The organism is Sphingopyxis sp. (assembly GCF_051861155.1).
GTDB lineage: Bacteria > Pseudomonadota > Alphaproteobacteria > Sphingomonadales > Sphingomonadaceae > Sphingopyxis.
On the sequence record NZ_JBHYDE010000011.1, the window covers coordinates 51,530 to 65,355 of the forward strand.

7 protein-coding genes and 1 pseudogene are annotated in these 13,826 nt (G+C 64.3%); 3 read left to right on the forward strand and 5 right to left on the reverse strand.

Annotated elements, in window-relative coordinates; translation table 11 throughout:
* Positions 1-3: 3 nt before the first annotated feature.
* Both ACTIFP_RS16925 and ACTIFP_RS16930 read right to left on the reverse strand, forming a co-directional pair.
* Entirely contained in the window at positions 4-1,671 is a 1,668-nt protein-coding gene (locus ACTIFP_RS16925; RefSeq protein WP_439569862.1) for an ATP-binding protein, read from the reverse strand.
* Between the two features lie 326 nt (positions 1,672-1,997).
* On the reverse strand, positions 1,998-8,798 hold the full coding sequence (locus tag ACTIFP_RS16930; RefSeq protein WP_439569863.1) for a putative Ig domain-containing protein: 6,801 nt from the start codon (positions 8,796-8,798) through the stop codon (positions 1,998-2,000).
* A 106-nt stretch (positions 8,799-8,904) separates the two neighbouring features.
* Between ACTIFP_RS16930 and ACTIFP_RS16935 the strand changes: the two genes are divergently transcribed.
* Entirely contained in the window at positions 8,905-9,129 is a 225-nt protein-coding gene (locus ACTIFP_RS16935; protein WP_439569864.1) for a hypothetical protein, read from the forward strand.
* Positions 9,130-9,165: 36 nt separating this feature from the next.
* Here the strand turns inward: ACTIFP_RS16935 and ACTIFP_RS16940 are convergent, their stop codons facing one another.
* The 3 genes from ACTIFP_RS16940 to ACTIFP_RS16950 form a co-directional block, all read right to left on the reverse strand.
* Positions 9,166-9,297, reverse strand: coding sequence for a hypothetical protein (locus ACTIFP_RS16940; protein ID WP_439569865.1), 132 nt, complete (start codon positions 9,295-9,297; stop codon positions 9,166-9,168).
* 277 nt (positions 9,298-9,574) lie between these two features.
* Positions 9,575-11,314 (reverse strand): methyltransferase domain-containing protein, encoded by a 1,740-nt coding sequence (locus ACTIFP_RS16945; RefSeq protein ID WP_439569866.1) that lies wholly within the window; start codon positions 11,312-11,314, stop codon positions 9,575-9,577.
* Positions 11,311-12,303, reverse strand: a complete 993-nt coding sequence (locus ACTIFP_RS16950) for an HNH endonuclease (protein ID WP_439569867.1) — start codon at positions 12,301-12,303, stop codon at positions 11,311-11,313. Before ACTIFP_RS16950 ends, ACTIFP_RS16945 begins: the two co-directional genes overlap by 4 nt.
* 184 nt (positions 12,304-12,487) lie before the next feature.
* Between ACTIFP_RS16950 and ACTIFP_RS16955 the strand changes: the two genes are divergently transcribed.
* Positions 12,488-13,348, forward strand: coding sequence for a hypothetical protein (locus tag ACTIFP_RS16955; protein WP_439569868.1), 861 nt, complete (start codon positions 12,488-12,490; stop codon positions 13,346-13,348).
* Between the two features lie 62 nt (positions 13,349-13,410).
* Positions 13,411-13,826, forward strand: a pseudogene (locus tag ACTIFP_RS16960) (transposase); the annotation flags it as partial.

The following is a 13,826-nucleotide window of genomic DNA, read 5'->3' on the forward strand; positions in this document are numbered from 1 at the left end:
GCTCTAAACGACCTCCAATCGCCCCTGCCGGCTGCGCAGCGCGGCGATCGCCGATCGCAGCTCAGCAGGGCGCACCGGTTTTTTCAGGATCAGGACGCCGGTGTCGGCGATGATCTCCTCGATCGCCATTTCGTCGTGCCCGGTCATCACGATCGCCATCGGCGGCGGATCTTGATGCCGATGCAGCGCGATGCAATCGGCGCCGGTCAGCCCGCCGCCAATGTCGAAATCGGTGACGATCAGGTCGCACGGCTGCGCGCGCGGCGGCACCGTCGACCAGGCCGCGACCGCGGCGCCCCATGAACGGAGCAAGTGCGCGGTGGCGTCGAGGACGTCGAGATCATCCTCGACCAGCAGGACGCGCAAATCGTGCAGCGGCACGGCATAGCTGGTGTCGCGGTCAATCACCGGCGGGACCGTCGCCGCCGCGACCAGCCCGTGGATCGCCGCCGCGGTGCCATGCCCCGGCCGCGAGCGAATATCCGCGGCGAGCCCCATCAGCGCGCCAAGCCGCTGGACGATCGACAGCCCTAGCCCGACCCCCTGCGTATCGGCGGCGCCCAGTCGGCGGATCTGATAAAATTCGTCGAACAGCCGCGGCAGATGCTCCGCCGCGATGCCCGGGCCGCGATCGATGACCCAGATCGAAATGCGGTCGCCGCGCGGGCGGCACCCGATCAGGACGGGGCCGCGCGGCGCATATTTGATCGCGTTCGACACCAGATTTTGCAGCATCGTCAGCAACAGCGCCTTGTCGGCAAGGACGATCCGGTCGGACGCGACGAAGCGCAGATCGATCCCGGCCCACTCGGCGCTTACCTGATTCTGCTGTTCGAGCAGGCGGAACAGCTGGCGGATGGAAACGGGTTCGAGCGTCGGGGTCACCGCGCCGCTGTCGAGCGTCGAAATGTCGAGCAGTGAGCGGAACAGTTCGGCGACGCCCTGCAGCGACCGATCGATGCGATCGACGATGCCGCGCTGTTCGGGCGCCAGCCCGGTCTGGGTCAGGCTGTTGAGAAAAAGCCCGATCGCATGCACCGGTTGCCGCAGGTCGTGGCTGGCCTGCGCCAGAAAGCGCGACTTGGCGGTGTTCGCCTCCTCGGCATCGCGGCGCGCCTGCTCGGTGCTGCGCTGCAGGGTCCGGATGTAGAGCGGCACGATCAGCGCGGTGAGCGAAAGCGTGACGACAAGGGGAGGATTCGCCTGCCAATAGGGTGTCAGCAGCGTGATCGTGGCCAGCGTGATCTGCGCCATGATCGCCGCCACAATCATATAGCGCGACCCGAAACGAAGGCCGTTGCCGACCGTCACCCACATGATCAGCGCATAGACGGGCAGCATCACCTTGCAGCCGACGATGATCGCGAACCCCAGACCGGCATAGTCATTGACCATCGAAAACAGCCGCCGAAGCGGATAATGGCCCGGGTAGCGCCGGATGCTATAGAGCAGGCCGAGCGCGAGCGGCGTGTAACAGGCGAAATAGCTGAGGACGGCGATCGCCCATGGCTCGATGCGATGCCCGGGTGCCACGATGATGCTGGCGACGGTGGCATAGGTCGAAATCAACACCAGCAGGGCGAGGCGAATCCACGCTTGCTTATGTTCCAGACCGTCTTCGGCCGGGGTGCTGGCCACCCGTTGGAACAGGCGCGCTGCCCCGTCACCCATATCGGCGGCGAATTGCCCGTATCGCATAACACCACCCGTCTCTGGACCGATCCGCTGGGCGGCGCCCGGTCCCAGCGCGCAAATCTGGTCGCCGGCATGGTGGGGGTGCAAGCTTTCCGATGCACCATGACATTTTACCGCAGCGGTGGACTAGGTCGCCGCTGCGCTGCCTTCGGCGCGCCGCGGCGGCTAATGCGCCTTGTCGACGGGGCACGCCTGCCCCCAATCCGGCCCCGTCGCGAACCGGGGAAGCGGCGTCGCGATAGCCCCTGCGACGCCGCTTCTCCTTTTTCCTCCTGGCGCGACCGACGCGCGCGCCGATCAGATCAGAACGCCTGTTTGACGTTGATCAACACGCCCTGATCGGTCCCGGCCCCGCTGTTGTCGCGGCGCGAATATTCGATGTCGACCGCGGTTCGGTCGCCGATCACCATCTCGACCCCGATCCCCATCAGCAACCGGCTACGCGCATAACCGGTCAGCGGCACGCCGTTGAACGGCCCCGAGATCTGGTCGAAATAGGCGACCAGTGCCTCGCTGTCGCGTTCGATGTCGCGCTGATATTCCAGCCGCAGCCGCGGCAGGAAAAAGCCGTTTTCGACCGCAATCCGATAATCGAGCTTGGCCCCCGCCCCGATCGACGTAAACGCCACATCCTGGTCGAGGTAGGTCAGGTCGAACACCGAACCGCTGTTTTCGGTATAGCCGTTCAGCTTGCCGCGCTGCGCGTCGATCCGCGCATAGGGGGTGAAGCGCCAGTCGCCGCTTTCGATGTCGGCGCCCGCCGATACCGAGCCGAACCATTGGCGGCCGCTGCGCGACGAATTGACCAGCGCGCCCGACAGGGTGACGTAGCGGCGCAGATCGAAATCGAGCCACTGATACCCCGCCAGCCAGTCGATGTAGAGACCGCCGCCGAGCAGATGGCTGCCATAGATCGCCAGCGTCTTGGCCTCGCCTTCGCTCTGCGACCCGTTGCGGCCGACATCGGTGGTTTCGCGGCCGAGGCCGACCCCAACCCCCGCCGCGAACGACGGGCTGAAACGATAGTCGGCGCCAAAGGTCACGCCTTCCGATTCAAAGCGTTCGGACGGCCGCCCGGTCTGGGCATCGCGGTCGCCCCAGCGGATCGTGCCGCCGGCCCAGATGGTGAGCGGCGAGGCGGCGGTGCCGCCCGATCCGTCGGCGTTAGCAGCCGCATTTTTGCCGTCGCCGGTTTCGGTCGATCCGATCGCACCGCCGCCGAGCAGGCCGCCGCCCATCGCACCGCCGGACAGCGGGCCGCCGTGCGCGTTGGTGCCAAAGCCGCCCGGCTGGCGGTTCGCCCCGCCCGTGTTGGCGCAGACGGGGTTGGTCCAGGCGGTGACCGTGTCGATGCAATGATCCGACGCGCTGATCCGCAGCGAATTGCTGAACCCGCCGCTGCCTCCGCCACGGCGCAGCCCCTCCAGCCGGCGATTGAAATTGCCGACCTGCGTTTCGACGAAACGGCGGGCCGAATTGACCTGCGCCTGGACCAGCCCGCGAACCTCGGGATCGTTTGCGGGGTTGGGCCGCGCGACGATCCGCAGCGTATAGCTGATCGTCGCGGTCGACGGGGTACCGCCGGTGCTGTCGGTGACGGTGATCGCAAAGGTCGCGTCGCCCGATCCGGTCGGCGTCCCCGCAATCACCCCGGTGGTCGCGTTGATCGCAAGGCCGGGCGGCAGCGCGCCCGAACCGACCGCGAAGCTGTAGGGCGCAATGCCCCCCGCCGCGGTGAGCCGCTGGCTATAGGCAACGCCCTGCGTTCCCCCCGGCAGCGTCGCCGGAGTTACGGTGATCGCCGAATTGGCGACGGTCAGCGTCAGGCTGGCGGCGCCCGCCTGGCCGTTGGCGTCGGTGACGGCGACTGTAAAGGCAAAGGCGCCCGCCGCGGTCGGTGTCCCCGCCACGGCGCCGCCCGCCGACAGCGAGAGCCCCGCGGGCAGCGCGCCGCCGTTCAGTACGAAGCGATACGGCCCGACCCCGCCTGCAGCGGTCAGCGTCGAGGTATAGGCGGCCCCGGCGGTCGCCGCGGGCAGGCTGGTCGGGGTTACCGAAACCAGCGGCGCCGCGACGGTGAGGCTGTAATTGCCCTGCACCGTGAACGGCGCCCCGGCGCCGGTCGATCCGGTGTCGGTGGCCGTCACCGCAAAGCTGAAATTCCCCGACGCCGTCGGCGACCCGGAAAGCAGTCCGGTCGACGGATTGAGGGTGACGCCCGCCGGCAGATTGCCGGTCAGGCTGTAGCTGTACGGGCCGACCCCGCCGGTTGCGGTGATCGCCTGGCTGTACGCCGCCGCATAATTGGCGGTGAAACTGCCCGTCGCCGGGGTCAGCACCAGCGCCGGCGCGTTCACGACCAGGGTAAAGCCCTGGCTGGTGGTGAACGGCCCGGCCCCGGTCGACGCGTCGGTGCCCGACACGACGACAGCAAAGCTGCCCGCGCTGGTCGGGGTGCCCGACACGGTCACGCTGGTCGCGTTGCTGCCGCTGATCGCCAGCCCGGCGGGCAGGTTCGTCACCTGATAGCCCGCAAAGGGCTGCGCGCCGCCGCTGAAGGTGAAGGTCTGGCTGTACGCCGCCCCCGCCGTCGCGGTCAGCGGGCCGCCCGCGGCAATCGTGATCGCGGGGTTGGCGACCGTGATGGTCACCGTCGCCGGCGCCGACGTTCCGCCCGCGTTGGTCGCGGTATAGGTGAAGCTGTCGCTGCCCGCGAAACCGGTGTTGGGCGTGTAGGTGACGCCGGTGCCGCTGGCGACCGCCGTGCCGTTGGCGGGCGGTGTGGCGATCGCCACGCTCGCCGCCGCGCCGCCGGTGATGTTGAGCGCGACCGGGTTCGCCGTGCTGCCATAGGCGACCGTCGCCGATACCGGGTTGGCGACCGGCGCGGGCTGTTCGATCTGCACCGCATAATTTTGCGTCGCCGCATAAGGCCCGCTGCCCGTGCTGCTGTCGGTCGCGGTCACCGCGAAACTGAAGCTGCCAAAGACGGTCGGCGTGCCCGCCAGCGTCCCGCCCGTCGACAGCGTCAGCCCGCCGGGCAATGCGCCGCCCGTCACCGCATAGCTGTACGGCGCGGTGCCGCCGCTTGCGGGGTTCAGCGGCGCATTATAGACAAAGCCGACTTGCCCGCTCGCCAGCGCGGTCGGCGGCAAGGTCACCACCGCCGCCCCGATCGTCAGCGCATAGGCGCGGCTGCCCGTCTGGCCGTTGGCGTCGGTCGCGGTCAGGGTGAAATTATAGGCGCCGCCCGCGGTCGGCGTGCCCGCGATCGTTCCGCTGCCCGACAAGGCAAGGCCGGGCGGGAGCGCGCCCGCGGAGACGCCATAGCTATAGGGCGCGACGCCGCCGGCAGCGGTAGCCGTCTGGCTGTAGGACGCGCCGACGGTGCCGTTCGGCAGGCTTTCCGGCGAAATCGAAATGATCGGTGCCGGGACGTTGAGCGTGTAATTTTGGGCGATCGTGAACGGCGCCCCCGCCCCGGTCGCGCCGGTGTCGGTCGCGGTGACTGTGACCGGATAGCTGCCCGGCGCCGTCGCCGTGCCGCTGATCTGGTTGCCTGCAAAGCTCAGCCCCGTGGGCAATGCCCCGCTGAGGCCATAGCTGAACGGCCCGACGCCGCCGCTGGCGGTAAAGGCCTGCGCGAAGGGCGCATTATAGCCGGCGGTCAAGGTGCCTGCCCCGGGCGTCATCGACAGCGTTGGGGCGGCGACCGTCAGCGTGAAGGTCTGGCTGGCGCCGAACGGCCCGGTGCCGGTCGAGGCGTCGGTCGCCGAAACCGTCAGCGCAAAGCTGCCCGCGCTGGTCGGTGTTCCGATGATCTCGATCGTGTTCGCGCCGCTGCTGCCCGCCTGCATCCCCGCGGGAAGGCCGGTCACCTGATAATTGGTGAACGGCTGCGTCCCGCCGTTGAAGGTGAAGGTCTCGCCAAAAGCGGCACCGACCGTCGCGGTCAGCGGGCCGCCCGCGGTGATCGTGATCGCCGGATTGGCGACGCTGATCGTCACCGTCGCCGGGGCCGAATTGGCGCCATTGTTGCTGGCGAGATAGGTGAAGCTGTCGGCCCCGGCGTAGCCGGTGTCGGGGATATAGCTGATCGTCATCCGGTCGACGATCGCCCGGCCGTGCGTCGGCGGCGTAACCACCGCGACCGAGTTCGCCGTCCCGGTGATGCTGAGCGGGATCGGGGTCAGCCCCGCGCCATAGGCAACGCTGGCGGTGACCGGGCCCACCACCGGCGGGGTGTTGACGATGTTGATCGAATAGCTTTGCTGGACGACCGACGGGCCGGTGCCGCTGTTGCTGTCGGTCGCGGTGACGACGAAGCCGAACAGGTTGGCGGTCGTCGGGGTGCCGCTGATCGCCCCCGACGCCGACATCGTCAGGCCATAGGGCAGCTCACCCGATGTCACGACATAGGTGTAGGGCGCGACGCCGCCGGTCGCGGAATTGATCTGGGCCGAATAGGCGGTGTCGGTCGCACCATCGGGCAACGTCGTGGCCGGCAGGACAAGCGCAGGCACATCGACGGTGAGCGTATAGGCGCGCGCGCCGGCATAAGGGCCGGGCGCCGCAGTGGCATCGGTGGCGGTGATCGTGAAGGTCCGCGGGCCGCCGAGCGTCGGCGTCCCCGACAGTGTCCCGCCGGACGTCAGCGTGAGCCCGGGGGGCAAGCTGCCCGACGTGACCGCAAAGCTGTAGGGCGCGATCGATCCGTCGGCGGTGATCGTCTGGCTGTACGGCACGCCGAAGGTCGCGTTCGGCAGCGTCGCCGGGGTCAGTTCGATCGTCGGCGGCGCGATCGTCACCGTATAGGCGCGGCTGGCCGAATAGGGTCCGGGCGCACCGCTGCTGTCGGTCACGGTGATCGTGAAGCTGGCGTTGCCCGCCGCCACCGGCGTCCCCGACAGCGTGCCGTTCGGGTCGAAGCTGAGCCCGGCGGGCAGCGTTCCCGCGGTGACCGCATAGTTATAGGGCGCGGTGCCGCCGTCGGTGGTCAGGATCGCGCTGTACAAAATGCCCACCGTCCCGTTCGGCAGGTTCAACGGCAGAATGTCGAGCGGCACATCGTCGTTGGTGATCGTCCCGGTCCCGGGATTGGTGCCGATGGTCGCGTTGGTCACACCCGACATGGTGACGGTAAAGCTCTCGTCGGCTTCGGGGGTCGTGTCGCTGTTGACGGTGACCGGCAACGTCTTGCTGGTCTCGCCCGGCGCAAAGAAAAGGCCGCCATTGGTGATCGCGATATAATCGCTGCCCGCGGTCGCGGTGCCATTGGCGGTGTTCACCACGACGTTGACACCGAGGCTGCTGGGAGCATCGAGCGTCAGAACGAAGTTCAGCGTCCGGGTGCCCAGATTGCCCTCGACGATCGACGGGCTGCCGATCGACAGCGTCGGCAGCGGATCGTCGTTGGTGATCGTCCCTGTGCCCTGCGATCCGTTGACGAACGCGCCGGTCACATTGGCGATCCGCACGAAAAATTGCTCGTTGGTTTCGTTGAGCGCGTCGCCGTTGACGAGCACGGTAAAGGTCGCCGACGTCCCGCCCGCCGGGATCACCACCCCGGTCTGGCTGTTCGCGACAAAATCCTCGCCCGCCGTTGCGGTGTTGGCGAATGTCGCGATGTCGAAGGTCACCCCGCCCGATGCGGCGGGCGCCGACAACTGCACGGTAAAGACGGCATTCGTCGTCCCGCTGTTGCCCTCGGCAACCGTCACGCTGTCGACCGCAACGCTGGGAAAATCATCGTTCAGGATCGTCCCGGTCGCGCTGGCAGGCACGCCGACCGTGTACCCGGCCCCCGCCGCCAGCGTCAGGATGACCGTCTCGTCGGGCTCGATCGTGCCGTTGGGATTGGGATTGACGACGACCGTCTGGCTGGTCGCCCCCGCGGCGATGGTCACCGAGGTGCCGATAACGGCATAATCGTCGCCAAGGATTGCGGTCCCGCCGATCGCGTAATTCACCGTGACCGGCGACGCCGACGCCGCACTGAGCGCGACCGTATAGATCAGATTGGGGGCGCCATTTTCGGGCGTGCTTGCCGGCGAAACGGTGATCGACGCGCTCGGCACATCGTCGTTCAGGATCGTCCCCGTCGCCGACGCCGGCGCACCGACCAGATAGCCGGCGCCGGATGCAACGGTAAGGATGACCGTTTCATTGGCTTCCACGGTGCCGTCGGCCGTCGGGTCGATGGTGACGGTCGCAGTCGTGGCGTTGGCCGCAATCGTAACCGACGCGACGCCGCCCGTGTAGTCGGTTCCCGCCGTCGCCGTTCCCGAGGTCGTCAGATTGACCGTCAGCGGGCTGGCGCTCGCGGCGCTGCGCGTGACCGTATAGACCAGATTGGTCGCGCCATCTTCGGACACCGATGCAGGGGCGACCGCGATCGACACCGTGGGTGCATTGATCACGTTGATCGTCAGGTTCTCGGCTTCGAAATATTGACCAGGGCCGGTGCTTGCGTCGGTTACCCGCAATTGGATCGTCGCTGTCCCAGTGCCCGACGGCGTCCCGGTGATCAACCCGCTCGACGACAGGCTTAGCCCGAAGGGCATGGGCGTTCCCGGCGGCTCGGTTGCATAAATATGAGGCGACACGCCGCCATTGGTCGCCAGCTGCGCCGATGCCGCCTGCCCCGACACCAGCGTCACGGTCGGCGTTGCCAACGACAGGCTGGGGTTCTGGACCGTTCCGGTATAGCCCTTGTCAACGGTGTGCGCGGTTGGCGTCGTGCTGTCGGTCGCGCGCACACTGAACGAATAACCGCCGCGCTGGGTCGGCGTTCCACTCAAGACGCCGCTTGACGAGAGCGAAAGGCCGACCGGGAGTGCACCGGCTTGCAGGGCGTAGGTATAGGGCGCCGTGCCTCCGGTTGTCGTCAGCGTTTGCGAAAAGGACGTGCCAGCGGTTAACGTCGGCAAACTTCCGGGAGCGACAGTAAGCGGCGAGGTTGCGGCGGTGATCGTGATAGTCACCAATACGTCGCCGTTGCCGGTGGCCGTCGCTTCGGTAAACTCGAAGACGTCAGTGGAACCGATGCCGGTTGTGCCATTGTGACTATAGTCGAGAAACCACTGGCTACCTACCCGGCGCAAGTTCGCCGAGCCATGGTCTGGGAAGTCAAACGGTGCTCCGACGGGAGTACTTCCGCCATCGACAGGACCGGTCCCTACGAATCCAATATTAGACGCACAATCGGTTATGTCGATCGTGACGGTGCCGCCGCTGCTTACGGTCGCGCTCTGCGGCGGACATTCGGCCGACGTGTGTTGTGCGCTCGCCGACTGCGGCAACAGCGCGCCAAACACGACCAGCACCGCAATCGCCATCCACCGCGCCATCGCCACGCGCAAAACCGCCAATTTCATGATCGTCCGTTCCCCACGCCGCCCGCCGAATGGCAAAAGCGCCCGCGGCGAACCCTAGGAGCGAGGACGGCGCATCACTAGAAAGGGAAATGTGCTAGTTCACATAAAGCAAAGCGCCGAAGCGCATCGAATCAGGGCGCTTTTGTTGCCCGGTCACCGCATCTAAAAGGCCGCGCGCAACCACGTCCAGCCGCCGCTGGCGGCGCCGGATTTCGGGTATCGGCATGAAAAGGAAAATGGTGCCCAGAAGAGGAAACTAAGAATACTTCTATGATTTTGATAAGAAAAATCTAATTATTAGGCCAATATATGATGGCCCCACCAGTGACACTATAAACTCAGAGATGCAGTGATACGATTACCAATTACCATCACTATATCTCAGTCAATCTTATACCTTCTTCAGCTGTTCCGCACAATGCTTTTATTGCGAAAATCATCAGGTGATATTCTGGCACCCCCTCTGCAATGCCGTCGAAATCGGCGAAGCGTGAGCACGCCTGTCAAACGCGTTGCTCTCCGGTCCACTCGGGTACGAGCTGATCCTGTCGAAGACGAAGTCGTCGCCATTCCAAACCAGCGAAGATTTGCTCAGGGTCACTTGGTTCTGCAACAAAGAGCGCGGCAGAGGCCTCGCGCCAAAAGCGCTGCGACAATGTCGGGCTCGAAAGCCATGCGTCGTTCCACCAGCCAATGATGCGCTCGCGAGAGTTGAGCAATAACTCGCCGGAAGGAAGGCGCTCCCGCTTCTGATGTTGGTTGACCCTACGCTCGCTTGGGAAGAGATTCCAAAGGTCCCCACACGGCCAAGCGCTCCACGGCATACAATGATCGATATCCAGTCGCGATGGCCTCAGCTTCGTGGCAGACCACGCACAATAAATGTCCCGGCCCTCGGCAAATATTCTCCGGGCAGCCGATCGGCCGAGCGCGGTATCGCGAAAGGGCTCCTCCCAAACCAGCGCTGCCTCCGCCTGCCCGGCCGGGATCGATACCCCCATGCGTTCCGCATAACCGCGCATGAGACGGGCCCATTCGTTCACGAGTACGGGCTCGATCCAAGATCCAAGCCGAGCCATTGTTCGCCATATGGCACCGGGGATGCGCAACTGGCCCCAGCCTGCCAAAGTCGGCAGATCGATTTGCAGCTCACTCGATCCGGTGCGGCTCCTCACTTTGAAGGTTGTAAAGACGCGCTGATCAGAATTCGGGAAGCGGATGAAATTGGCTGGCATCGCAGCGATCGTCGAGACAGCTTCCCCGAGAGCGCGGGATATCATGATAGCCCGATCGGCAGCGAAAGCGGAACCGACGCGCAATTCCTGAGGCGCAATCGCCTCATCTAGCAACGCTCTGAAACTCGCCTTCGCAAAGCCGAGGCCATCGGCACCCCGATTCTTCGGAGCTTGCGGGAAGCCCATTCTTACTAGCGGCAGGTACATCCGGATCCAGAACAACGCGACCAGGCCAAGTGGAACATCGATGGCGTCATTCTCATCGTCTGCTGCTCGGGCCGCGGCGGGCGCATGTTCCGCAATGCGTGCAATGGCCCGGAGCAAGCCGAGTTTGTATGTCGACGATTTGTCATCCGCGAGAATGATCCCGCGGAGCAAAGGAAGCGCGCCGGCGCCATCATCGGGCATGCGCAAGGTCACCATGGTCCAGCGGACGTCACCGCGGGCCATCGCATCGGCCTTTTCGGTGACACGAAGCACTTCGACGCCATGCGCACGCGCGAGGCCTTCCACCTCGCCAAGCGAAACCCCGTACATCGGGCGGTCCGGAGGGGTTGCCCCCTCCCGGAGCGTCATCAAAAGAAGGCCACCCGGCTTGAGCAGTGTGACAAGCTTCCGAAAGCCGCGAGCACGGTCGTTTGGTGCAACATGCTGCCAGACGGCGGAAAGCAGGATGAGATCGAAGCCTAGAGCTGTTCCATGCACCGCCGCGAGCCCCGGCATTTGATCGTCGAGCCAGTGGATCTTGGGATCGGGGTGACGACGCTCGCCCTCCGCGCGCATGCTCGCCGCTGGTTCAACCGCTACCACCTCATATCCCAGGCTTAACAGCCAAGCGGCATCTCTGCCTGAGCCCGCTCCGACATCGAGCGCAAGCGGCGCCGGATGAGATGGCCGTATCAGTTCTTCGATGCCGCCATAGGATTCGAGAAGCGATAGGCGATCATAGCGCTCCGACAATTCTTTCGCCTGCGCGTCATAAATTTGGATTGAGTCGGTGCTGCTCACGCGAGCCCATGACCTGCAAATCGCTCGCGATGTCGCGCCATATAGTCGAGACGTGGCCAACTATGCTGATCTTTGGGCAAGCGAACGGCCTGGCCGATCGGCGGGAAGAGCCCACGGAGCTCCGTCGGAACCTTGTTATGGGAAATGAGCAAAGAGTAGTCATCGGCGAGACTGATCAAATGGCGGTCAAACAGCCAATGGGCCGTCGCCGAAAGCGCGATTCCATTCTGGACGACGTCAGGCCCGCCACTGGCAACCGACCATATATGAGCGGCCTGCGCTTCCGCTTTACCACCCCCATTGACGATCCGCAGGCCGGTGACAGCACAAGTGCTGTCATAGGCGTCCAGCACATTCTTTCGGAAAGCCGCATCGCGAATCTTCCGGTTCACGAGCATTTGCTCGACGCGCCGCTCGCTGGGCGGCTCGCTCAAGAGGGCTACCGTTGCCGGATCGAGATGCGGGGTATCAAGTTCAAGGCGGATGGCATTCTCCGCATCGAGAACAGCGTCCAAGCCCGCATCGACGATCGCAACGAAATCGGCTCCATCCAGCAACCGAACCGACCTGCCCCGCATCAGTCTGCCGATCGTCGCCGGGTCGCCATAGTCCCGCATGAAGCGTTCTGCGAACCGCCCTTCACGATCACGGTACGGAACCGCCCGGTCAAACGGAAGAAACTGTTCGACACGCGCGTAGAACAAGCCGTTATCTAACGGGTCGGGATCAATCGCTGTCACGAACGCTGCCGCGATATAGGCCTTACGCCCGCCAGACGCCCCGGTTTCGCGATAGATGATCCAATCGCCCGCGCATTGCCGCGCTATCGCAAGATAGTTCTTCGGGAAATGATACCGCTCCGTAATGAGGTCATCATAGCGGGATGTTCCGCTGATCTCGAAGACCGCTTTCAAGTGCGGGAACCTGCTCGGCAGCCAAACCCAGGATTTGAAAGGCCCATATTTTTCAGTCCCCGCGACAATCTCCACCCATTGCCACTAAGCCGATTGAAACCCAGCTCCGTCAAGCATCGCCGTGCGCAATCACCCAAAAATGTCGCAAACCTGAAACGTAGACTGAGCGAGCAGCCGCGAAATCGGAGCTGATAGGGCTTGATCTCGTCCAATCAACCGGCTTTCTAGAACCATTCAAATATAATGCGGGGGGATTGAAGTGACCAAAGTCACCATTCATTCGAATAACCTTGAAAATATCGTGATCGGACCGCTGGACGCTAAATGGAGCGCCCGTGGCGATCGGACTCTGCGGTATTACATCGACGTCCGGCACACCAAGCTCAATCTCCACAAGGAAGTCAGCGCCCCCGAAATATTTATCCTTCAGAGCAAACTGGACGCTCTGATGGCAGGTTGGGACGAAAAATATGCGACTTACCAGAAGCGGCAGTCCCTGCTCTCCGGCCAGGCTGCTGCCGATGAATTGACGATCGAGGCCGGCCTGAAGCTGGATTCCCTCGGCAGCATCCTCGCCCACACGCTGCGGGTAGACGACAAGATCGATTGGGAAACGCTGAAGGATCGTTCGAAATACGATTATCCGAAGGACTTTCCTGAACCCAAACCCTCGAGCAGCCTTGCCAAAATACCCGAATATGTCGAACCGAAAGTTGGATTTTTCCAGCTCATCATGGGCAAGAAAACGGCCATCCTTGCCGCCGCGCAAGAGGAACATTCAGCCGCAGTACGTGCCTGGGACGAGGAAGAGACGCGGCGTAAGAAGTCGCTCGCCCATGCAACCGACGAATGGGAAAAGCGGCGCAAGGCGTTCTGGGACGCGCACAAGGCTCAGGAGGACGCATTCAGAGCGGAACAGACCGCTTCGCACGCTGAAGTTGACCGGCTGGCTGCCGATGTGGCTAGCGGCGACGAAGAAGCCGTGATCGAACACGCCTCGCTCGTCCTCGAACGCTCGGATTACGATGGCCTCTTCGAGAAGTCCTATCTTCTCCAATATGACCGCCCCCGGAAGCTTATCAAACTCGCATACGACCTGCCGTCGATCGATGTCTTGTGACGTGACCCCCTGATTTTCCTCCAACAGTGATTAGAGTCCGGTCTTGAAGGAAGGACGGACAGATGAAGCGTTTGAGGTTTTCGGAAGAGCAGATCATCGGGGTGTTGAAGGAAGCGTAGGCGGGCGCGAAGACCGGCGAGCTGGCGCGGCGACACGGGGTGTCGGAAGCAACGATCTACAACTGGAAGGCCAAGTATGGCGGCCTTGAGGTGTCGGAGGCGAAGCGGCTACGCTCGCTCGAGGACGAGAACGCGAAGCTGAAGCGGTTGCTTGCGGACTCGATGCTGGACAATGCGGCGCTGAAGGATCTTCTCACAAAAAAATGGTGACGCCCGCCGTTCAGCGGGAAGCGGTCGCCCATCTCCAGGCTTGCCATGGGATGAGCGAGCGGCGGGCGTGCCGTGTCACAGGCGCCGATCGGAAGAGCATGCGCTACCGGTCGCAGCGTGGCGACGATGCCGAGGTTCGGGAGAAGCTG

Coding starts and splice junctions, on each gene's coding strand:
- ACTIFP_RS16925 (WP_439569862.1), bottom strand. CDS start 1,671: ATGGGTGACGGGGCAGCGCGCCTGTTCCAACGGGTGGCCAGCACCCCG.
- ACTIFP_RS16935 (WP_439569864.1), top strand. CDS start 8,905: ATGTCGATCGTGACGGTGCCGCCGCTGCTTACGGTCGCGCTCTGCGGC.
- ACTIFP_RS16940 (WP_439569865.1), bottom strand. CDS start 9,297: ATGCCGATACCCGAAATCCGGCGCCGCCAGCGGCGGCTGGACGTGGTT.